Genomic DNA, 20,146 nt, shown 5'->3' with positions numbered 1-20,146 from the left:
TCAAATTGGCCAGACTCAAGGAAACCGATGCGAAAGTGTTCACTCGTTGCGGGTAAAGCGTGATGCGCGCCTCGCCCTCTCCGCTTGCAATGCTCAATGCGATGACATGCCTAATGCAGGAACAATGCCTGGCCGCGCGGGCCAGTGTTCATGCGGGATTCGGGGAAAATGACTGCGGAGCGTTCCTGAATCAGAGAAGCGCGATGCGGGGCATTCGCATAATCAGGAACGGGGATCAGCTGTTATTCCCTCCCCTTCAAGGGGAGGGAACATGGCGGCGGCCCATTAGTGGAGGGATCGTCAGTCAGGCAGCCGCGACGCCGTCTTCTCGGGCGATGCCGGCTTGTCATCATCCTGGATGACGCGCAGCGCGGGTCCGACCATGTCGTCGAACTGGCCGCCTTCGGACATATTCAGGAACAGCCATATCGAAAAGAACACGACCACGACGCTGAAGGGAACGAGAAAGTAAAGGGCTTCCATGGCGGCCTTTCAAGCGGCTTGTTCGCGCAGCATGCCCGCGTGCGCGGGTGCTTGCGGCGAAGCTTGCCGGGGAACGCGGCGCAGGCGCAGCGCGTTGAGGATGACGAATGCCGAGCTGAGCGACATGCCGACGCCGGAGAGCCAGGGGTTGAGCAGTCCGAATGCCGCCGCGGGAATCGCGATGGCGTTGTACAGGGTGGCCCAGCCAAGGTTCTGGCGGATCACCGTCATGGTCTGCTTCGCGGCGATCGACACCGCGGCGACGGAAGCGATGCGCCCCGACAGCAGCACGGCATCCGCATGCGTCTGGGCCAGCGCGGCGCCGCCGCCCATGGCGAATGAGACATCCGCAGCGCGCAGCACGGCCGCATCGTTGATGCCGTCGCCCACCATCGCAACCACCCCGCCCCGCGCCTGCAGTTCCTGGACGAAAGCGAGCTTCCGTTCGGGCAGGCAATCGCCCCGCACTTCGCGGATGCCCAGTTGTGCGGCGACATGCGCGCAGACCTCCTGCCGGTCGCCGCTGAGCAAGATGACTTCCTTGCCCGCGTGCTGGAACAGGCGCACGGTTTCCCGCGCATCGTCGCGCAGGCTGTCTTCCAGCTCGAACCGCGCCACTGGCCCTGCTGCCGTGCCGAGGTAGATGGCGGTGACGCTGGCATCCGCCTGCGCCGCGACCGGCGGCCCGCCCAGGGCGGCGACGAAACCGACGCGTCCCAGCCGGTACAGCGTGCCCTCGATGCGCGCCTGCAAGCCTTCGCCCGCCGTATGGACGATCTCTTCCGCCTGCATGCCGGCGAGCGACCTGGCGCGCGCCGCGTCGACGATGGCGGCTGCCAGCGGGTGGCTGCTGGCCTGTTCCATCGCGGCGGCAATCTGCAGGCAGCGGTCCGCCAGCGCGGTATCAGGTGCCTTCGTGTCCGCGACCTCGATGCGCCGCAGCGTCGGCTTGCCGTTGGTCAGCGTGCCGGTCTTGTCGAAAACGATATGCGTGCAGCGGTGCAGGGTTTCGAGCACGTGCGGCTGGATCACGAGCACCCCTTGGCGAACGAGCCGGTCGATGGCGGCGGCCAGCGCCGTCGGCGTGGCAAGCGACAGCGCGCACGGACAGGACACGACCAGCACGGCGATGGCGATTGCCCAGGATCGCGCGGGATCGAGCCATTGCCAGGCGGCGAAGACCACGGCCGCGAACAGCAGCAGCGCGCCGACGAACCAAGCCGCGACGCGGTCCGCCCATTGCGCCAGCCTCGGCTTCTCCTGCCCTGCCCGCTCGATGAGTTTCACCAGGCTGGACAAGGTGCTTTCCGTGGTCGGCCGCAGCACACGCGCAATGAGCGGCTGGCTGGCATTGACCGCGCCGCCGGGCAGCGCATCGCCGCATCCCTTGCGCACCGGCACGCTTTCCCCGGTGAGCAGCGACAGATCGATTGCGCTTGCGCCCTCGACGATCACGCAATCCGCGGCCACCGATTCGCCGGGCCGGATCTGCAGCAGGTCGCCCTGCACGAGCCTGGCGGCCGGAACGGTTTCCGTATCCCGGCTTGCCGGATAATCAAGCAGGCGGCTCGCCGACGGCGGCAGGCCGCGCTGCAGCCTTTCGAGGGCCGATGCGGCCTTGCGGCGCGCAGCCGTTTCGAGATAACGGCTGCACAACAGCAGGAAGATGAACATCGTCACCGAATCGAAATAGACCTCGCCGCTGCCTTGCACGGTGTTGACCACGCTGCCTCCGAACGCGGCCGCAATGCCGATGGCCACGGGCACGTCCATGCCCAGCGCCCGCGTCTTGAGGTTCGCCCATGCGCCCCGGAAGAACGGCAATGCCGAATAGAACACGGCCGGCACCGTCAGCCAGAGACTGGCCCAGCGCATCAGCGCAGCCATGTCGGCATCCATCGTGCCATCGGTGGCGAGATAGGCGGGAACGGCGTACATCATCACCTGCATCATCGACAGGCCGGCGATGAAGACCTGCCTGAAGAGCCGCTTCGCCTGGCGGCGCACCAGTTCTTCATGCTTCACCGGGTCGTAGGGATAGGCGGTGTATCCGAGCGAGCGCAGCGCGGATAGGATGTCGCTCGGCTTGCACGCCGCGGGTTTCCAGCGGACATGCAATTGTTCGGTTGCCACGTTCAGGTTGGCGGCAAGCACGCCCGGCACCATGGACAGCCGGCGTTCGATCAGCCAGATGCAGGCGGCGCTGCGGATTCCCTCTATCGAGAACGTGGCGGACACCGTTTCCTGCGATTGGGATTCACTGCCATCCGGCTGCTCGTTTCCGGCGGCGCGGGCGAAGCCCTGCATGGCTTCCGGCGTGTCGTAGAGCCGCAGCGCTTCCGGCACCAGGTCATCGCCGGTGCGCGGCGAGAACGCCGTGCGCGAGGCGTAATAGTCCGACAATCCGCTCTCGACGATGGTTTTCGCCACGGCTTCGCAGCCCGGACAGCACATGGCCCGGGGCAGCCCCTGGATCTCGACAGACCAGGCAGCGCCGGCAGGCACCGGCAAGCCGCAGTGAAAGCAATCCTCCTGATGCGGGATTGGCGCGCTAGACATGAAGACTGCTCCTTAGTGCACGGCAGGACTGATGCACAATGCATCCAGCCCGCCGAGGGGCAATCCATGCACGACCCGTGCCAGGCCAAGGAGGCCGAATCCGAGAACGATGACGCCGGCAATGACCCGGACGCGACGCTGGCGCGTCCATTGCTGCAAGCGGTCGCCGAACAGGCCCATGGTGAGAAGCACCGGCAAGGTGCCCGCGCCGAAGGCAAGCATGGTCAGCGCGCCGCTGGCAGCGGAGCCGCTCATCATGGCCGTGAGCAGGACGCTGTACACCATCCCGCACGGTACCCATCCCCAGAGGGCGCCGAGGGCCAGCGCCTTGCCTGGCGTGTCCATCGGCAGGAAACGCCGGACCAGCGGCTGGATGCGGCGCCATGCGAACTGGCCGGCCGCTTCGAGGCGGGCCAGCCCGCGCCAGGCATCCATCAGGTACAGCCCGAGGGCAACCAGCATGATGTTGGCAAGCCAGTATCCGCCGATCTGCAGGGAGGACATGAAGGACAGCGCGCGCACGCCCTGGGCAACGCCGCCCGCGATGGCGCCGGCCGTGGCGTAACTCGCAATGCGTCCGGTGTTATAGGCGAGGACGCGCGCGAGGCCGCTCACGTCGGCCTGGCCTGCCATCAGGCTGGACGTTGCGGCGCCGGAGACCGGGATGATGGGAATGCGCTTCCTGTCGCCGGCGAGCGAGAGCGCGCCCACGATGCCGCCGCACATGCCGATGCAATGCACTCCACCCAGGAGGCCGACCAGGAAGACAGGAAGCAGGTGGATCTGGGACACGTCAGATCGTCTTGGAATATTTCATCCGCTCGAGCTTGATCTCTTGCGGCATGTTGAGATAGCGATCGAACACCATGCAGATGTTGCGGATCAGGAGCCGGCCCTTGGCGGTGACCGTCAGCCACTCGCTGTCGAGCTTGAGCAGGCCGAGTGCTTCGAGTTCCTTGAGCTTGGCCAGTTCCTGCTGGAAGTAAGTCGCGAAGCTGATCGGGTAGGCCAGTTCCAGCGAGCGGATGGAGAGCTCGAAATTGCACATCAGCATCTGGATGATGATGCGGCGGAGCACGTCGTCGAGGCTGAGCTTGGTGCCGCGCACGATGGGCAGCTCGCCCTGCTCGATGCGCTCGTAATAGCCTTCGAGCGTCTTGTCGTTCTGGCTATAGGTTGAACCCACGGCACTGATCGCCGACACGCCGACCGACACCATTTCCGCGTCCGCATGCGTGGAATAGCCCTGGAAGTTGCGGTGCAGGCGGCCATGGCGCTGGGCGATGGCGAGGTCGTCGTCCGGCTTGGCGAAGTGGTCCATCCCGATGTAGACGTAGCCCGCTTCGGTCAGGCGGCGAATGCACAGCGACAGCATGTCGAGCTTGGTCTCGCCGCTGGGGAGTTCATCTTCCGAGATCCGGCGCTGCGACTTGAACAAGGCCGGCATGTGCGCATAGTTGTAGATCGAGATGCGGTCGGGATTGGCGGCAATGACCTTGTTGAGGGTCTGGTTCATCGTGATCAGGTTCTGCTTCGGCAGGCCGTAGATCAGGTCGATGCTGATCGAGCGGAACCCGGCATCGCGCGCGGCCTGGATCACTTCCAGCGTCTTTTCTTCCGGCTGGATGCGGTTGACCGCCTTCTGCACGTCGGGATCGAAATCCTGCACGCCGAGGCTCACGCGATTGAAACCTTGCTCGCGCAATGTCCGGATGCGTGCCGCCGAGACGGTGCGCGGATCGATCTCGATCGAGTATTCGCCTGCGTCATCGGTCGCGAACTTGAACCATTTGCGGATGTGCGCGAGCAGGTCGCCCATCTGCGCATCGTTGAGGTAGGTCGGCGTGCCGCCGCCGAAATGCAGTTGCTCGACGGTGTTCATTCCCTCGAACAGCTTGCCCTGCATGTCGATCTCGCGCTTCAGGTAGGTCAGGTAGACCTCCGCCTTGCTGCGCACCTTGGTAACGATTTTGTTGCAGGCGCAGTAGTAGCAGAGGTGCTCGCAGAACGGGATGTGCACGTACAGCGACAAGGGGTTGCGCGCGCCCATGGCGCGCACCGAATTTACCGCCTGCAGGTAGTCGCCCACGCCGAAGTTGCCATTGAACCTGTCGGCGGTGGGATACGAGGTGTAGCGCGGGCCTTGCTGGGTCAGCTTGCGAATCAGTTCAGCGTCGAACTGGACTGCGGGGATGGCATTCATTGCCAGGTTGGGGACTGCCATGTGATGTGCTCCTGCGCTCGCGCCAGGCGAGACGGACGTTTTCCGGTGTGCTTGCAGTGTACGAAAGCGGGTCGATTCTCAACATTGATCTAGGTCAAAATAGCCGGACTCGCGATCGTCAGGCGCCAGCGCCGGAGACATCAACCTTCCCGCCCGTCGGTGCGCGGACGCATCAGGAAAGGTCCATACGACACGACGTAGAGCAGGAAGGCGGCGGACCAGCATGCGGCAGCCATGCCCAGCGCCGGCTCGCGCAGTTGCAGGGCGTCGATCGCCGCGACGAGGCGCGCCACCACGCCGGCCTGCAGCAGCAGGTACATGACCGGCTCGGCCCAGCCGGTTTCCAGCTTCCTGCCGGTATGCCCGAGCGCCGTACGGGTGATCATTCCGATAATCAGCCCGGCCATCGAGCCGATCACAAGGACGTGCACCGCCGCGCTCGCGCTGACGGCATGGATGCCGGCCAGCGCCAGCAGGAAGAAGCCCGCCGCGATCCAGGCATACGACAGGTGCAGGATCCACAACAGCGGCTTGCGCACGGTGCGGTGCGGCTTCCAGCCGATCAGGCGAAACAGTTGCGCGCAGCTTGCCGACAGTCCCAGTCCGAACATCAGCGGCCCGGACGCGCCGGCTACCCAGCCGATGCAGGCAGCCGCGGTGAAGCCCAGGCAGATGCGATCCAGCTTTTCGCTGACATGCGGCTTCACGCCAGGCAAGGCATTCGCGGTAAACCCGGGAATGACGCGACCGCCGATGACCGATTCGATGACGACGATGACGAACAGCGAGGCATGGATGGGCTTGATGGTGGAGATGTCGAGCCAGCCGATGCGCGCGCCGTGGAAGGCGAAGTTCAGCAGGGACAGCAGCGCCAGCAAGCCGATCAGGAACATGTTGCGCTTGTTGCCGGCACGCGCGAGCACCCGGTACAACGGCCAGGCGGCGAGCGGAAGGAAGGCGACATCGACCACGGCAGCGGGCAGCGGCGGCAGGAACAGCATGGCGCCCCGCCCTGCCAGCCAGAGTCCGGCCAGCGCCGCAAGATGCTTTCCTTTCGGCGTCCAGAGCCCTGTCCAGTTGCGGCCGGCGGTGTAGAGGAAGCCGATGATGACCGCGATGGCGAAGCCGTGCACCATCTCGTGCATGTGCCAGTTGATGTCGATGCGCAGGTGCGGCAAGGACACGCCCGAATACGCGGCGAGCCACAGCGGAATGCTGACCGCGGCGAACAGCGCGGCAAGCAGGTAGAAGGGACGGAAGCCGAGGCGGAACACGGGATGGTCGCCAAACGACTTTCCAGGGTTTCCCGTGACACGGGGTTCGTCGATGGTAATGAGAGCCATGATGGTGATCTTGATGTTGAGAGGAATTCGAGTCGAAGCTGAATCGTGCCTGTGCAATTTCTGGGACAAGGCTTAAACATGCATTTGCATTACATGTTATTCCGCGTCGCGTGAATCCGCAAACGCTTTTTTTCACTTGGATATTCTTGATCTGGATCATTCAGCGGCAACGCCTTTGCCGCTTACACTTCGCCGGTCACCCTCATGGTAGAGACGAATACGATGGAAACCGAGATCTTCAAACTGAGCGGTATCGCCTCAGAAACCACTGCCAATTTCGTGGCCCGCGTTCTGCAGGAAGTGTCGGGGGTCAGCCATGTGCAGATCGATATCGGTTGCCAGAAAGCCGTCGTCGCCTTCGATGGAAACAAGACCAGCCGTCAGGAACTTCTCGCCACGCTCAAGCGTGCCGGGTTCAGCGTGGCGGGCATGCGCAGCCTGGATCTTGGCGCCGGTGGTGGTTGTTGTGGCGGCGGGTGCCGGTAGGCCGGTCTAGCGCACCCCATGATTCCCGCGCAGGCGGAAATCATGAAGATGGCTGGGACGGCGAAAAACGCTGCAGGCGCTGGACGCCAATTTAGACCTCACCGGCAGGCGCCACCGACAGCAATCACCTCTTCCCCCCAAACCGCCCGAACACTCTGCCCAGCGCCGTCCTGCCAAGCTCGAAAACAGGAACCTCGATCGCATCCAGCGTATTTTTCACCAGCAGCCCAAGCTCGGTATCCCCTTCCATTCCAAGCCGCCGGCTGAAGAACAAGGTATCCGGATCTTCCTGCCGCCGCGCAAGGAGAAGGAAATCCTGCGCGCTCGCACTGATCGTCAGCTCGGGCATCGCTCCCGGTGCGCAAGCGCGAAACCCGCCGGCCCGCCACTCCACCGTGAAGCTGAGGTTCGCATCGGTCGCCGTGATTCGCAATCGCCGCCCTGTCAGCGCCTGCTTCACGTCATCCGGCAGATTGCGGCTGACGACCAGGTTCAGCGCGGACGCGAACAGCACCCACCCAGGATAGGCGGGAAGCAAGGCACACAGGCGGCCGACCGGCGCGGGAATGATGAATTGGTTGGGTGTCATCGTGTTCTTGATCAAGGGAATTCACGCCGCGATGCACAGCTCGAGGCCGGGCTTGCCATGCCAGTAGCCGTTGCATGCGGCCGCGGGCATGATGGACGCCATGGCAGCCAGCGCTTCCCCGCCATCGCGCTTGCCATCGCAGACGGCGCGGAAAATGTCGACGACCTGCACCGTGTCCGTCGCTTGCGGACTGATGCGGAGAATGTCGACGCCAAGCCGGCCGAGTTCTTCCGTTTCCTGCACGAGGTTATGCACCGAGGCCGATTGCGTCTGGATGCCGTTCAAGGTCAGGAAAGGCTGGCCTTCACGCGTCTTCAACGCAAGTCCATCGGGATAATCCATGCATTTGAACTGGCAGTCGTCCTTTGGCAGGTTGTAATGGCGGGCCGTGAAGCAGCGGGCCGAGAAAGCGAGCGGCATCCGTCCATACGCGAACACCTCGGTCTCCATGCCCAACGGCCTGGAGGTCTGCATCACGGCCAGCGCCTCGCCGGACATTTCCAGCGGCATGACCCATCGCGTCGCCCCGAGTTCATGCATCAGGGAGAGCGTCGGCGGGTTGTAGACGTTCAGATGGGGGCCGGCCACGAAGGGCAGCTTTCCGGCGAGGCGATGCGCGGCGCCCATGTCGTTCGCTTCCACCAGGTAGCGGCCATTCTCCGTCACGCGATGCAGGGTGTTGATGTCGCTCTTGGATTCGAGCAAGGCCTGTGTCGACAAGACGGCCTGCTTTCCGGAAGCCGTGACGAGATCGGCGATGTCGAGCCAGTCGCTCAGGCGAAGTTCGCGGCGCCGGGAACAGACCGCTTCGCCGAGATACACGATGTCGACCGCGGATTCGGCGATCTCCTGGTAGAACTCGAAGACGGTATGGCGGGGCCAAAAGTAGAGCAGCGGACCAAGCGCAAGTTTCAAATCGGGCCTCCTTGATTCATCGACGCCATGCGTCTTGTCATTTCCATGGACGGTGATAGGCGCCAAGCGTCTGCTGCTGCCCTTCCGCCACCTTGCCGAGATCCGCCATCCAGCCCGGCTTTACCGAATAGCGCTGGGCGCTGGCGAGGCATTGATCGATCGCCTCGCGCCATACCCGCGTCACCTGCGCCACGTAGGCCGGGCTGCGCTGGCGGCCTTCGATCTTCACCGCGCGCACACCCATTGCCATCAGCTTGGGCAAGAGCTCGAGCGTATTCAGGCTGGTCGGTTCCTCGATCGCGTAGTACTGCTCGTCATTGACCTCGAAGCGCCCCTTGCAGAGCGTCGGATAACCGGCGTTCTCATCGCTTGCATATTGATCGATCAGCACGCCGTTCAGGCGCGACTCCATTCCCTTCGGCGTCTTCTGCCAGCGCACCGACTTGGCGGGCGAGCAGACCCCATGCGTGTTCGGCGCCTCGCCGGTCACGTATGACGACAGGGCGCAGCGCCCTTCCACCATCACGCACAAGCTGCCGAAACCGAATACCTCGATTTCCACCGGCGTGTTTTCGGCCACGTACTTCACCTGTTCGAGGGATAGCACGCGCGGCAGCACGGCCCGCTGCACGCCGAAGCGCGCATGGTAGAAATTGATCGCTTCGAAATTCGTCGCGGAACCTTGCACCGAGAGATGCAGGCGCATGCCGGGGTAACGCTCTGCCGCATAGGCCATCAGCCCCGGATCGGCGAGGATGAGCGCATCGATGCCCGCCCCCGCGGCACGGTCCACCGCATTGCGCCAAGGCGTAACGTCATGCGCCTGCGGATAAGTGTTCAGCGCCAGCAAGACTTTCCGCTGCCGGTCGTGCGCATAGCGGATGCCGTCGGCGATGGCCTTGTCGTCGAAGTTCAATCCGGCGAAGTTGCGCGCATTCGTCGCATCCCGGAAGCCGAGGTACACGCAGTCCGCGCCATTGTCAATCGCGGACTTGAGTGCCGGCAGCGTCCCTGCGGGGCAGACAAGCTCGAACCCTCCGGCCGCGGTTGCCGCGCCGGCGTGGAGCGTTTCATTCATCGGTCGGTTTCCTATGCGGGTTGCGGCAGCGTTCCCGCATCCAGCTTGTTCGCCGCGGGACGCCTGCCTGTCAGCAGGTAATCGATCAGGTCGCGCACCGACCGGATCTCGTTGCCGAAGGGCAGCGGCTCGGAACCCCGGAAGAACAGCCCGCGCTTGACGTCGCCGTTCATGGCGAAGGCGAGCTGGGTATCGATGCAGAACTGGCCCGACTTGGGGATGCCGTCGCGCAGCCCGCACTGGTGGAGGCAGTCGAAGCCGACGGTGCACTGCTGCGGCTTCGCGCGCCGCTGCATCTTCTCTTCCTTGTCGAGATAATTCGCCAGCCAGGTGGTCTTGACCGCGCGCGCGGGAAGGCCGGCCACACTCATGAAGGTGACGATGTCTTCCGGCTTCGCGTCGACCAGCACGCGCTTGAAGTTGACATGGGCATCTCCCTCCTCGGTGACAGCGAATGGCGTGCCGAGCTGCACCGCATTCGCGCCAAGCGCCATCAATTCCTTCACCTGCTCGTGGCTGTGCACGCCGCCCGCGGCGATCAGGGGAATGTTCTCCTTTTCCAGGTCGAGCTGGCGCAGGAGTTCACGTGTGCCTTCCAGCACCGTGGGGAAGGCGAAGTGCGGATCGTTGACATCCTCCGGGCGCGCCGCGCCGAGGTGGCCGGCGGCATACTTCGGATTCTCGATGACGATCGCATCCGGCAAGCGGTTCTTGCGCATCCATTTCTTCAGGATCAGCGAGATGCCGCGCACGTCGGAAAGGATGGGAATGATGGCGACGTCGGGATGCTCGGCCGTGAGTTCAGGCAGGTCGAGCGGCAAGCCTGCGCCGCATACCACCGCGTCGGCGCCGCTCGCGCAGGCCTGGCGGACATAGTTTGCGTATTCGGAAACGGCGCGCATGATGTTGACGGCAACGACGCCAGCTCCGGCAGCGATGCCTTTTGCCGCCTTGATTTCACGGTCCAGCGCGACGAGATTGGCGCGGTCGATCAGCGCCTTGTCGCGCGACTTGCCGGTTTCCGCCATCAGGTCTGCATGATGGCGCCGCAGGTCGACGCTGGAAATCGTCCCCACGCCGCCCGCCTGGGCAACGTTGCCGGCGAGGCGGTGCGCGGAAATCCCCACGCCCATGCCGCCTTGCACGATGGGCAACAGGGTCTTTCCCTTGATGATGAGTGGTTTCAAGACGAGGTCCAGCACGTCGATCCTTCCTAGGCCGTTGAGAACGAGCGAATGTAGCAGTGCAGAATTTCAATTTGTTTGACCTGAATCAACTTTGCCGGACTTGCACATTACCCGGCATGGCAGCGAACTTTACCCGCTTCGCGATCCGTGAATCCTTAACCTGAGTCAAGGATTCGCGGCGGGCGCGGGTGGGAGAATGCATCGCAACAACAGGAGCAATGGGAACAACGTATGACGACGATCTCGCATTACCTCAGCGGCGACCATGGACGTTGCGACGATCTATTCGCGGAGTGTGAAATGCACGCCGCCAGGCAAAAATGGACGGAGGCCGTGGCCTCATGCGCGCGCTTCGGCGCTTTGCTCGAACGGCATTTCCAGATGGAAGAAGCGGTCTTGTTCCAGGCTTTCGAACTCGCGACCGGCAATGCGAGCGGCCCGACGCGGGTGATGCGCCTGGAGCATGAACAGATGCGCAACATGCTCGCGTCGATGCGCGCGGCGCTGGAGTCCCGGCACGCGGACAATTTCTTCGGCTGCGCCGATACCCTCAACACCCTCATGCAGCAGCACAACATGAAGGAAGAGAACATCCTCTATCCGATGGCCGACAATGTGCTGCGCCCCAGGGCGCAGGAAATCATCCAGGCAATGACAGCCCTGCAGGCGGCGGATGTTGCTTCGGGATCGGAACGGGCTGAGCCGCAGTCCAAGCACGAGACCGCGGCATGAGGGAACAGGAGAAGCCAATCATGGAAGCAAGGATCATCGAACTCAATGTATGCGGCCTCGAGCCGCCCGAACCGATGGAGCGCGTGCTGGATGCCTTGTCGCGCCTGGCGCCGCAGGACAGCCTGCGCATGCTGATCGACCGCGAGCCGGTGCCGCTCTACCGCATCCTGCGCCAGAACCGCTACCGCCACGACACGACGGCACGCGACGACGGCTTGTATGAAATCCTCATCCGGCTCGAGCAGGATTGAGCTTACGACGCCATGACGGCATGGCATCCTGACGCCGCGACCTCACGCCCGAACTGCGCATGCAACGCTCGCTGTCCCTCGATGAATCCCCCGCATTCTCGCTGCCGGCCCGCTTTTTCCTGGCGGCGCCGGTGTTTGCCGTGCTCGCGGGCAGCCTTGCGGCATGGGGCGGGCCGGACGTCTTCGTTTCGCGCTGGTCGCCCCTGACCTTGGGCATCGTGCACCTGCTGGTGCTCGGCTTCCTGTCCTCGGTCATGATCGGCGCCCTGTTCCAGATGCTGCCGGTCGTGGCCGGCGTTCCGATCGCGTTTTCGCGCGTGGCGTCGCGCCTAGTCCCGGTTGCGTTGTGGGCGGGCACGCTCCTGCTCGCCGGCGGACTCATTCTCTCGAACGGCACGCTGACCCTGTCGGCGATTCCCCTGCTGGTCGCCGCGCTCGGCGGCTTCGGGCTTCTCTGCCTGTGGAGCCTGCGCAATGCGGTGAGCAGCACCGCCATGCTGCGCGGCGTCCGGCTGGCAGTGACCGCCCTGGTGGCGGCAGCCGCGCTCGGCGCAGCCGCCGCAGCGCTGCTCGGGACCGGATCCGGGCTCGCCGGCCTGTCGTTCACTTCCCTCGTCAATGCGCACGCCGCATGGGGACTGGCCGGCTGGCTTGGCCTGCTTGTGATCGCCGTGGCCTACCAGGTGGTGCCGATGTTCCAGGTGACGCCGACCTATCCCGCATGGATGTCGGGCTGGCTCGCACCGGTATTGTTCGTCCTGCTGGCATTGACATCCGCAATGGGTGCGGCAGGATCCGGCGGGATGGCGCAAGTTGCGGCGGCGCTGGCACTGATGGGCTCGCTGGCATCGTTCGCCGTTACCACGCTAAGCCTGCTGCGCCGGCGGAAACGTCCGCAGGCCGATCCGACGACGCGCTTCTGGCACCTCAGCCTTGCCTCGCTCCTGGCTGCCGCCTGCCTGGGCGCCGCAGGAAGCATGATGCCCGGGCTCACCGACGCGCCCGCCTATTCCCTCGTGCTTGGCGTGCTTCTCATCGTCGGATTCGGCATGTCGGTCGTGTGCGGCATGCTGTACAAGATTCTTCCGTTCCTGGTCTGGTACCACCTCCAGAACGAACTTGCGGGCGGATGCCAGCGCGCGCCGAACGTGAAGCAGGTGATTTCCGACGCATGGGCACTCAGGCACCTGGGCGTGCACGCGGTGGCGCTGGGACTGCTTGCCTGCGCAGCCGGCATGGCGGGAACGATCACCGGCATGGAATGGAAATGGCTCAGCCATCTCGCCGGCCTCGCGCTGGCCGCTTCCGGCGCCTGCCTCGGCGCGAACCTGTATCGCGCCGCGCGGCTGTACTACCGGAGCAGGCCGCTCAATACTGCCTGAGCCTGTTCACGTCCAGTATCGTGATATCCCTCCGGTTCACCTCGATCACCTTCTCCTGCATCAATTCATGCAGGATGCGCGACAGGTGCTCGGGTGTGAGATTGAGACGGGAGGCGATCACGGTCTTGGGAACGTCCAGGGTGATGTGGTCGCCGTCGTTCAGCTTTTCCTGCTGCAGCAGGTAGCCGATGACCCGCTGCGTCGCCGAACGAAGCGAGTAGGCTTCCACGTCGCAGATGAGGCCGTGCAGCCGCCGGCTAAGGCCGGACAGCATGCGCCGCGCGAATCTCCCGTCCCGGTCGAGCATGGAAAATACGGTGTCCTTGGAGACGTGCAGCAGCATGGAATCGGCCAGCGCGTCCGCCGAGACGATGTAAGGCTTTTCCATGAACATCAGCGCTTCGCCGAAGCTGTGGCCGGGGCTGATGATCTCGACGACTTTTTCGCTGCCTCCGGGCGACGTGAAGTACAGCTTGACCTGCCCATAGACCACGCTGTGAAAGCCGCTGCACGGCTCGCCGCGGTTGAAGATGGTCCTTCCCTTGGGCACATGCAGTTCCTGGGTCGCGGCCGCGATATGGTCCAGCTCCACCTGGTCCAGTTCGCTGAACAAGGGAAGCCGGGCAAGGAATTCCTGCACCTTGATTTTGCTGATGCTCATGGGCATATCTCACATTACATGCGTGTCACTGGGAAGGAGAAGCGGAACGCCAACCCGCCAGCAGGCGTGACGCTGGATGCGTCGCACGCCTCCGGCGCTCCGGCAACGAGGAACCGTCGGGCGTTATCGGAATCTTCATGATGCACGCCCTGCAGGCACTTTTCCGCTCGGGTCAGGGTAGCCAGTTGAATCCGAAAAATATTTGATCTGAGTCAAGCGAGGTGGGAATGGCTTCGCGCCGGCAACGACTACCTTGATGGAATGGGGCCGGTCAAGTCGACAGGCAAGGATCAACCACAGGGCATGCCATCGCCACAAGGAAACACGCCAACATGAGCTCAGTTCCTGCTGCCAACCCGGCAAGCGCGCCGCATCGGATCGCCATCGTGGGAGGCGGCGCGGGCGGCCTCGAACTCGCGGTGCGCCTCGGCAAGAAGCTTGGCCGCCGGGGCAAGGCGGAGATCATGCTCATCGACGCGTCACGGACGCATCTCTGGAAGCCCTTGCTGCACCAGGTAGCGGCCGGCACCCTCGATAGCCATGCCGACGAACTCGAATACCTCGCGCTCGCGAAGGCCAACCACTTCACCTTCCGACTTGGCCGCATGGACGGCCTCGACCGCGCCCGCAAGGAAATCCTTCTCGCGCCGACGCATGATCCGGACGGCGAGGAGATCCTGCCGCGCCGCGCCATAGCCTACGACACCCTGGTCATTGCCATCGGCAGCCAGACCAATGATTTCGGCACGCCGGGCGCGCAGGAGAACGCCATCATGCTCGACTCTCCCGACGCGGCCGAGCTGTTCCATGACAAGCTCATCAATACCTGCCTGCGGGCGCAAGCCAGAAGCCGCCATCCGGGCGAAGGCCGGTTCACCGTGACCATCATCGGCGGCGGCGCCACCGGCGTCGAACTGTCCGCCGAACTGCACATGACGGCCCGCATTCTTTCCAGCTATGGCCTGGGCAACTTCGACGCGCAGCGCGACCTCAAGATCGCCATCGTCGAAGCCGCGCCCCGCCTGCTTCAAGTATTGCCGGAACGCCTGTCCGCCGCGGTCTCGCATGAATTGACCAACCTGGACATCGACGTGCACACGGGCGAACGCGTCGTCGAAGTGACCAGGGAAGGCGTCAAGATGGCAAGCGGCAAGTTCATCCCCAGCAGCATCGTCGTGTGGGCGGCGGGCGTGAAGGTGCCGGACTACGTGCGCCAGCTCGACGGCCTGGAAACCAACCGCATCAATCAGCTCGTGGTTCACAAGACCCTGCAAACCTCGCGTGACCCGGCGATCTTCGCGCTCGGCGACTGCGCCGCGATCCCGCAGGGCGAAGGACTGCCCGCCGTACCTCCCCGCGCGCAGTCCGCGCACCAGGAAGCCGGGATGCTTGCCAGATCGCTCATCCGCCAGCTGGACGGCAAGCCGCTGCTCGAATTCAAGTACCGCGACCGCGGTTCGCTGGTGTCGCTGGGAGACAGCAGCACCGTCGGCAGCCTGATGGGAGCGCTGGCGCGCGGCTCGGTCTTCATCGAGGGCACGATCGCGCGGTGGATGTACTGGGCGCTGCACAAGCAGCACCAGATCGCGGTGATCGGATGGTTCCGGACCTGGCTTGCGACCTGGGCGGAGACGCTGGACTGGGTAAGGAATCCGAGGATCAAGTTGCATTGAGCGGACAATCGGATCCCCCCTCGCGCGAACGACGAAGTCAGTTGGCAATCCCGGCTCCATAAAAAAACCCCGGCCATCGGGCCGGGGTTTTCAGCAAAGGCTTTCCAGCCTGGCTGCATGCTTAGTTGAAGCTCTTGCCTTCCGCAGCCAGACGCGCCAGCAAGGGCGCAGGCTTCCACGCCTCCCCATGGCGACCACGGGCGAAACGCTCCATCGTCATCACGACGTTCTGCAAGCCGACGATATCGGCATACAGCATCGGACCGCCGCGGAACAGCGGGAAGCCGTAACCCGTGAGGTAGACCATGTCGATGTCGGAAGCGCGCATCGCGATGCCCTCTTCCAGGATCTTCGCGCCTTCGTTGGTCAGCGCGAACACCAGGCGCTGCACGATCTCTTCGTCGCTGATCTTGCGGCGCTGGATGCCGAGGTCGGCCGAGTGCTTGACGATCATGTCGTTCACGACTTGCGAGGGATACGGCTTGCGGTCGCCCGGCTTGTAGTCGTACCAGCCTGCCGAGGTCTTTTGTCCATAGCGGCCCATCTCGCAGAGCAGGTCGGCGGTCTTGGAATAGGTGATGTCCGGCTTCTCGATATAACGGCGCTTGCGGATGGCCCAGCCGATGTCGTTGCCGGCGAGGTCGCCCATGCGGAACGGGCCCATGGCGAAACCGAATTTTTCGATCGCCTTGTCGACCTGCTCGGGCAATGCGCCCTCTTCCAGCAGGAAGCCAGCCTGGCGGCTGTACTGCTCGATCATGCGGTTGCCGATGAAGCCGTCGCACACGCCGGACACGACGCCGGTCTTCTTGATCTTCTTCGCCAGCTTGAGCGACGTTGCCAGCACGTCCTTGCCGGTCTTCTCGCCGCGCACGATTTCCAGCAGCTTCATGACGTTGGCGGGGCTGAAGAAGTGCAGGCCGATCACGTCCTGCGGACGGCTGGTGAAGCTGGCGATCTTGTCGACGTCGAGGGTCGAGGTGTTCGACGCCAGGATGGCGCCCTGCTTCATGACTTGGTCGAGCTTCTTGAACACCTGTTCCTTGACGCCCATCTCTTCGAACACGGCTTCCACGACGATGTCGGCCTGGCCGATTTCCTCGTAGGACAGCGTGCCCTTGATCAGGCCGACGCGCTGGTCGAACTTCTCTTGCGTGAGCTTGCCCTTCTTCAGGGTGTTCTCGTAGTTCTTGCGGATCGTCGCGAGACCCTTGTCGAGCGCTTCCTGCTTCATTTCCAGGATGGTGACGGGGATGCCGGCGTTCGCGAAGTTCATGGCAATGCCGCCGCCCATGGTGCCGGCGCCGATCACGGCCGCCGATTTGATCTCGCGGGTCGGGGTGTCCTCGGGGACGTCCGGCACCTTGCTGGCGGCGCGCTCGCCGAAGAAGGCGTGGCGCAGGGCCTTGGATTCCGGCGTCTGGACCAGCTCGGTGAACAGCTCGCGCTCATAGCGCAGGCCGTCGTCGAAGCGCTTGGTAACGGCTGCCTCGACGGCATCGATGCACTTGACAGGCGCGGGGAACGGGCCAGCCATCGCGCGCACGGTATTGCGCGAGAACTGCAGGAAACCCTCGTGGTTGGGGTAATCGATCTTGATGTCGCGGACCTTCGGCAGCGGGCGCGCATCGGCGACCTTGTTGGCGAAGGCGATCGCCGCTTCCATCAGGTCGCCGTCGGCGAGCTGGTCGAACAGCTTGGTCTTGGCCAGCTTCTCGGAAGGCACCGGGTTACCGGACACGATCATGTTGAGGGCCATTTCGAGGCCGAGAACGCGCGGCAGGCGCTGCGTGCCGCCGGCGCCCGGCAGGATGCCGAGCTTCACTTCGGGAAGCGCGATCTGCGCGCCTGGGGAAACGACGCGGTAATGGCAACCCAGCGCCAGTTCCAGTCCGCCGCCCATGCAGACGGTATGGATCGCGGCAACGACCGGCTTTTCGGAATTCTCGACGACGTTGATCACGGTGTGCAGCGTCGGCTCGGCGGATGCCTTGGGCGAATTGAATTCCTTGATGTCCGCCCCGCCGGAGAAGGCCTTGCCGGCTCCGGTGATGACGACCGCCTTCACAGCATCATCGTTCAAGGCCTTGCGCATGCCATCCACGATCGCGCTGCGGGTGGCGTGGCCAAGGCCATTGACGGGAGGATTATTGAGCGTGATGACGGCGACAGAGCCGTTGACCTTGTATTCGGCAGTCATATCTCTTCCTTTGAGTTGAAGTCTTGTTGGTGTGTCCAAGGCCGCCTGCGGCATCACGGGCCTTGGCGCTCTTGGAGTCGGTTTTTGTTGTGATGGTGCCTACTATAACCCAAAAAAGAACGATCGTATTATTTTAAGCGGAAAAAAATAATCGCCCGGCCAGGCGGGCGATCGCTCCCGGCGACATGCCGGCAAGTCCTTCGTTACTGGGACTTCATGCGCAGCAGGGCGCCGCGCTTCTGGTCGTCGGCATAGGCATAATCCACGCGGCCGTGCGAGACCACGCCCATCATGAGCATGTTTTGCGTGATGGCATCATGGTCCTGTGCGGAGAAGGGCTTGTTGTAGCTGGTGATCACGCCCTGGTAGCGGAACTTCAGGTTTTCCAGGGCTTCCTTCAGCTTCGGGCCGTCGGTGCCGTTCGCCTGGCGCAAGGCGAGGTAAAGAAGGTGCATGCCATCGTATCCCTGCGCCGCGCTCATCGGCGAGGGAATGCGGTCGGTGTTGAAGGCGCGCCTGTATGCCAGCAGGAAGCTGTTCTTGCTGCTGCTGCCGACGTCCTGGATGAAGGTCTGGGGCATGAGCGCGCCCTCGCCCGCCTTGCCCGAGCCGTCGATGAAGTTGCGCATCGAGAATGTCCAGCTTCCCAGCATGGGACCGCGCCAACCGGCGGCGTCCTTGTTGCGCGCGATTGCCGCCAGCTCCGGCCCGATGCCCCAGACCACGAGCGCCTGCGCGCCCGAAGCCTTGGCGCGCTTGACCTGCGCGCCCATGTCGGTATCTCCGATGTTGAAGCGTTCCCTCGATGCCACCTGCACGCCGAATGAAGCGGCCTGCTCCTCGACGGCTTTCAGGCCCGCCTCCCCATAGGCGGTCGTGTCCGCCAGGATGGCGGCGGAGTCGATACCCTTGCGCTTGAGGTCGGCGAGCACGACCTTGGCCTCGAGGTCGAGGGTGGGCGAAATGCGGAAGATATAGTTTTCCGGCGCGGCGGGCGGCGCGTATTTCTTCGTCAGCGAGGTGCCGGTGGAAACCGCGACGACCAGGGGAATCCTGGCCTTTTGGTAGGCGTCGATGGAGGCTAGGCCAACGCCGGTATTGACGATGCCGATGGCGGCAACGATCTTCTGCTGGGTAAATTCATTGGCGATCTTTGCGCCGACCTCGGGCTTGGCTTCGTCGTCGCGCTCGACCAGCTCGATTTTACGTCCGTTCAATCCGCCGATGCCGTTGATCTCCTCCACGGCCAGGCGGATGCCGTTGCGCATGCTTTCGCCCATGGGGGCGGAGCCGCCGGTGAAGGGGCCGGATACGCCGATGCGGATCGGTTCGGGGGATTGTTGTGCGTGCGATGTCCCTGCGAATGCGAGAATCAAGATTCCCGTTGCCAGCGCGCTGTTGAGGGCACTCTTATACATCGTCGTCTCCTGTTTTTCTAATGAGTGAGAAGAGTATAAGAGACGGTAGGAAAAAGTTTATCCGTAGAAACGCTGATGTTTTAGGACGAGCGTGCGGGCCGCCTGGTTTTCAAGCGCCTTCCACCTTGTCCCCTCCTGTTCAGGGGGAAGTACAGTAGTCAGGGCGCGGTTGTGAAAGCCGTGGCAGTCGATGTCGCTGGGATTCCGACCTCACTCCCCAACCAACCCCGACAAGCGCTGCATCTCCGCCATCAGTTCCGCCGGCATGTTCTCCTTCGCCCAATCGCGGAAATCGCCGCCGCGATAGGCAATCGCATTCCGAAAATACATGTAGGCATTGATCCGGTTACGCACGAAGTTGTTTTGCGTGCGCGTGACCTTGCCGGGCACGCCGGTCACAATGGAATTGGGGGGAATGATGGTGCCTTCCTTGAGGAAGGTATGACCGCCGATGATGCTGTTCTCGCCGATGACGCATCCATCCATGATGGTGGCGTTGATGCCGATGAGGCAGTTGTCGCCGATCGTGCAGCCATGGATGGTGCAGTGATGGGTGATCGAGCAGTGGCTGCCGATGATGGTCGGGGTCCGGTCGCCGATGTGCAGCATGGCGAAGTCCTGGATGTTGGAGTACGCGCCGATCACGATTTCCTGGTGCTCGGCGCGTGCCACGGCATTGATCCAGATGGATGCGCCCTCTTCCACCCTCACCTTGCCATAGAGCCAGGCCGACTCGTGCACGTAAGCCGGCTTGTTGAGGATGACGTCGGGACCGATTGCGCCCATCTCAGACCTCCAGCCACTCCTTGCGGATGGAAGCGTTGTTGCGCAGGTCCTGCGGCGTGCCTTCGAACACGATGGAGCCATGCCCCATCACGTACACCCGCTGCGAGATCTCCAGCGCAATCGCCAGCTTCTGCTCCACCAGCAGCACCGAGATCCCCCGGTTCTTCAGCTCCTTCAGG

General features: G+C 63.6%; 18 protein-coding genes and 1 pseudogene. 5 read left to right on the top strand and 14 right to left on the bottom strand.

Going from position 1 to position 20,146, the window contains the following annotated elements; translation table 11 throughout:
- Window positions 1–300: 300 nt before the first annotated feature.
- From ccoS to G3574_RS14415, 5 genes are all read right to left on the bottom strand, one after another.
- Window positions 301–483 carry a cbb3-type cytochrome oxidase assembly protein CcoS gene (ccoS, locus tag G3574_RS14435; RefSeq protein ID WP_163964359.1) on the bottom strand — a complete coding sequence of 61 codons (183 nt, stop codon included), beginning with the start codon at window positions 481–483 and terminating at the stop codon, window positions 301–303.
- A 9-nt stretch (window positions 484–492) separates the two neighbouring features.
- Window positions 493–3,042: a heavy metal translocating P-type ATPase gene (locus G3574_RS14430; RefSeq protein WP_163964358.1), complete on the bottom strand. Its 2,550-nt coding sequence runs from the start codon at window positions 3,040–3,042 to the stop codon at window positions 493–495.
- A gap of 12 nt (window positions 3,043–3,054) precedes the next feature.
- Window positions 3,055–3,834, bottom strand: coding sequence for a sulfite exporter TauE/SafE family protein (locus tag G3574_RS14425; RefSeq protein WP_163964357.1), 780 nt, complete (start codon window positions 3,832–3,834; stop codon window positions 3,055–3,057).
- A gap of 1 nt (window position 3,835) precedes the next feature.
- Complete coding sequence (gene hemN, locus G3574_RS14420; protein ID WP_163964356.1) at window positions 3,836–5,266, bottom strand: oxygen-independent coproporphyrinogen III oxidase; 1,431 nt, start codon at window positions 5,264–5,266, stop codon at window positions 3,836–3,838.
- A gap of 140 nt (window positions 5,267–5,406) precedes the next feature.
- Window positions 5,407–6,609: an NnrS family protein gene (locus G3574_RS14415; protein ID WP_163964354.1), complete on the bottom strand. Its 1,203-nt coding sequence runs from the start codon at window positions 6,607–6,609 to the stop codon at window positions 5,407–5,409.
- 222 nt (window positions 6,610–6,831) lie between these two features.
- Here G3574_RS14415 and G3574_RS14410 point away from each other — a divergent pair, with 222 nt between their 5' ends.
- A complete protein-coding gene (locus G3574_RS14410) occupies window positions 6,832–7,095 on the top strand; it encodes a heavy-metal-associated domain-containing protein (RefSeq protein ID WP_163964351.1) in 264 nt (87 codons plus the stop codon).
- Between the two features lie 124 nt (window positions 7,096–7,219).
- Here G3574_RS14410 and ubiT read toward each other — a convergent pair whose 3' ends face one another.
- The 4 genes from ubiT to G3574_RS14390 are packed head-to-tail and all read right to left on the bottom strand — an operon-like array spanning window position 7,220 to window position 10,885.
- Entirely contained in the window at window positions 7,220–7,699 is a 480-nt protein-coding gene (gene ubiT / locus G3574_RS14405) for a ubiquinone anaerobic biosynthesis accessory factor UbiT (RefSeq protein WP_328804789.1), read from the bottom strand.
- 6 nt (window positions 7,700–7,705) lie between these two features.
- Window positions 7,706–8,599: a U32 family peptidase gene (locus G3574_RS14400; protein WP_163964349.1), complete on the bottom strand. Its 894-nt coding sequence runs from the start codon at window positions 8,597–8,599 to the stop codon at window positions 7,706–7,708.
- A 37-nt stretch (window positions 8,600–8,636) separates the two neighbouring features.
- Window positions 8,637–9,677, bottom strand: a complete 1,041-nt coding sequence (gene ubiU / locus G3574_RS14395; protein WP_163964347.1) for a ubiquinone anaerobic biosynthesis protein UbiU — start codon at window positions 9,675–9,677, stop codon at window positions 8,637–8,639.
- Window positions 9,678–9,688: 11 nt separating this feature from the next.
- Window positions 9,689–10,885: an NAD(P)H-dependent flavin oxidoreductase gene (locus G3574_RS14390; protein ID WP_407941673.1), complete on the bottom strand. Its 1,197-nt coding sequence runs from the start codon at window positions 10,883–10,885 to the stop codon at window positions 9,689–9,691.
- 210 nt (window positions 10,886–11,095) lie between these two features.
- Here G3574_RS14390 and G3574_RS14385 point away from each other — a divergent pair, with 210 nt between their 5' ends.
- The 3 genes from G3574_RS14385 to G3574_RS14375 are packed head-to-tail and all read left to right on the top strand — an operon-like array spanning window position 11,096 to window position 13,229.
- Entirely contained in the window at window positions 11,096–11,596 is a 501-nt protein-coding gene (locus G3574_RS14385; RefSeq protein WP_163964346.1) for a hemerythrin domain-containing protein, read from the top strand.
- Window positions 11,597–11,616: 20 nt separating this feature from the next.
- A complete protein-coding gene (locus G3574_RS14380; protein ID WP_163964344.1) occupies window positions 11,617–11,847 on the top strand; it encodes a DUF2249 domain-containing protein in 231 nt (76 codons plus the stop codon).
- A 59-nt stretch (window positions 11,848–11,906) separates the two neighbouring features.
- Complete coding sequence (locus G3574_RS14375) at window positions 11,907–13,229, top strand: permease (protein WP_163964342.1); 1,323 nt, start codon at window positions 11,907–11,909, stop codon at window positions 13,227–13,229.
- Here G3574_RS14375 and G3574_RS14370 read toward each other — a convergent pair.
- Window positions 13,216–13,890 carry a Crp/Fnr family transcriptional regulator gene (locus G3574_RS14370; protein ID WP_163964340.1) on the bottom strand — a complete coding sequence of 225 codons (675 nt, stop codon included), beginning with the start codon at window positions 13,888–13,890 and terminating at the stop codon, window positions 13,216–13,218. The two genes, G3574_RS14375 and G3574_RS14370, sit on opposite strands and share 14 nt — an antisense overlap.
- A gap of 332 nt (window positions 13,891–14,222) precedes the next feature.
- Here G3574_RS14370 and G3574_RS14365 point away from each other — a divergent pair, with 332 nt between their 5' ends.
- Entirely contained in the window at window positions 14,223–15,563 is a 1,341-nt protein-coding gene (locus G3574_RS14365) for an NAD(P)/FAD-dependent oxidoreductase (protein WP_163964339.1), read from the top strand.
- Window positions 15,564–15,684: 121 nt separating this feature from the next.
- On the opposite strand, the gene G3574_RS14360 is transcribed toward G3574_RS14365, so the two are convergent.
- From G3574_RS14360 to G3574_RS14345, 4 genes and pseudogenes are all read right to left on the bottom strand, one after another.
- The gene (locus tag G3574_RS14360; RefSeq protein ID WP_163964337.1) at window positions 15,685–17,763 is read right to left on the bottom strand and encodes a 3-hydroxyacyl-CoA dehydrogenase NAD-binding domain-containing protein; all 2,079 of its coding nucleotides are present in this window, start codon (window positions 17,761–17,763) and stop codon (window positions 15,685–15,687) included.
- A 203-nt stretch (window positions 17,764–17,966) separates the two neighbouring features.
- The gene (locus G3574_RS14355) at window positions 17,967–19,181 is read right to left on the bottom strand and encodes an ABC transporter substrate-binding protein (RefSeq protein WP_163964335.1); all 1,215 of its coding nucleotides are present in this window, start codon (window positions 19,179–19,181) and stop codon (window positions 17,967–17,969) included.
- Window positions 19,182–19,391: 210 nt separating this feature from the next.
- Entirely contained in the window at window positions 19,392–19,967 is a 576-nt protein-coding gene (locus G3574_RS14350) for a gamma carbonic anhydrase family protein (protein ID WP_163964333.1), read from the bottom strand.
- Window position 19,968: 1 nt separating this feature from the next.
- Window positions 19,969–20,146: pseudogene (locus G3574_RS14345) on the bottom strand (ABC transporter ATP-binding protein); the annotation flags it as partial.

It is taken from the genome of Noviherbaspirillum galbum (assembly GCF_010974945.1).
Classification (GTDB): domain Bacteria; phylum Pseudomonadota; class Gammaproteobacteria; order Burkholderiales; family Burkholderiaceae_D; genus Noviherbaspirillum; species Noviherbaspirillum galbum.
This window is presented reverse-complemented; position numbering and strand designations above follow the sequence as displayed.

Bases quoted from the DNA above. Each gene is read 5' to 3' on its own strand.
- G3574_RS14350 (WP_163964333.1), bottom strand. From the start codon at position 19,967: ATGGGCGCAATCGGTCCCGACGTCATCCTCAACAAGCCGGCTTACGTG.
- G3574_RS14360 (WP_163964337.1), bottom strand. From the start codon at position 17,763: ATGACTGCCGAATACAAGGTCAACGGCTCTGTCGCCGTCATCACGCTC.
- G3574_RS14380 (WP_163964344.1), top strand. From the start codon at position 11,617: ATGGAAGCAAGGATCATCGAACTCAATGTATGCGGCCTCGAGCCGCCC.
- G3574_RS14365 (WP_163964339.1), top strand. From the start codon at position 14,223: ATGAGCTCAGTTCCTGCTGCCAACCCGGCAAGCGCGCCGCATCGGATC.
- G3574_RS14375 (WP_163964342.1), top strand. From the start codon at position 11,907: ATGCAACGCTCGCTGTCCCTCGATGAATCCCCCGCATTCTCGCTGCCG.
- hemN (WP_163964356.1), bottom strand. From the start codon at position 5,266: ATGGCAGTCCCCAACCTGGCAATGAATGCCATCCCCGCAGTCCAGTTC.
- G3574_RS14410 (WP_163964351.1), top strand. From the start codon at position 6,832: ATGGAAACCGAGATCTTCAAACTGAGCGGTATCGCCTCAGAAACCACT.
- G3574_RS14430 (WP_163964358.1), bottom strand. From the start codon at position 3,042: ATGTCTAGCGCGCCAATCCCGCATCAGGAGGATTGCTTTCACTGCGGC.
- G3574_RS14385 (WP_163964346.1), top strand. From the start codon at position 11,096: ATGACGACGATCTCGCATTACCTCAGCGGCGACCATGGACGTTGCGAC.
- G3574_RS14415 (WP_163964354.1), bottom strand. From the start codon at position 6,609: ATGGCTCTCATTACCATCGACGAACCCCGTGTCACGGGAAACCCTGGA.
- ubiU (WP_163964347.1), bottom strand. From the start codon at position 9,677: ATGAATGAAACGCTCCACGCCGGCGCGGCAACCGCGGCCGGAGGGTTC.
- G3574_RS14355 (WP_163964335.1), bottom strand. From the start codon at position 19,181: ATGTATAAGAGTGCCCTCAACAGCGCGCTGGCAACGGGAATCTTGATT.
- G3574_RS14370 (WP_163964340.1), bottom strand. From the start codon at position 13,890: ATGAGCATCAGCAAAATCAAGGTGCAGGAATTCCTTGCCCGGCTTCCC.
- ccoS (WP_163964359.1), bottom strand. From the start codon at position 483: ATGGAAGCCCTTTACTTTCTCGTTCCCTTCAGCGTCGTGGTCGTGTTC.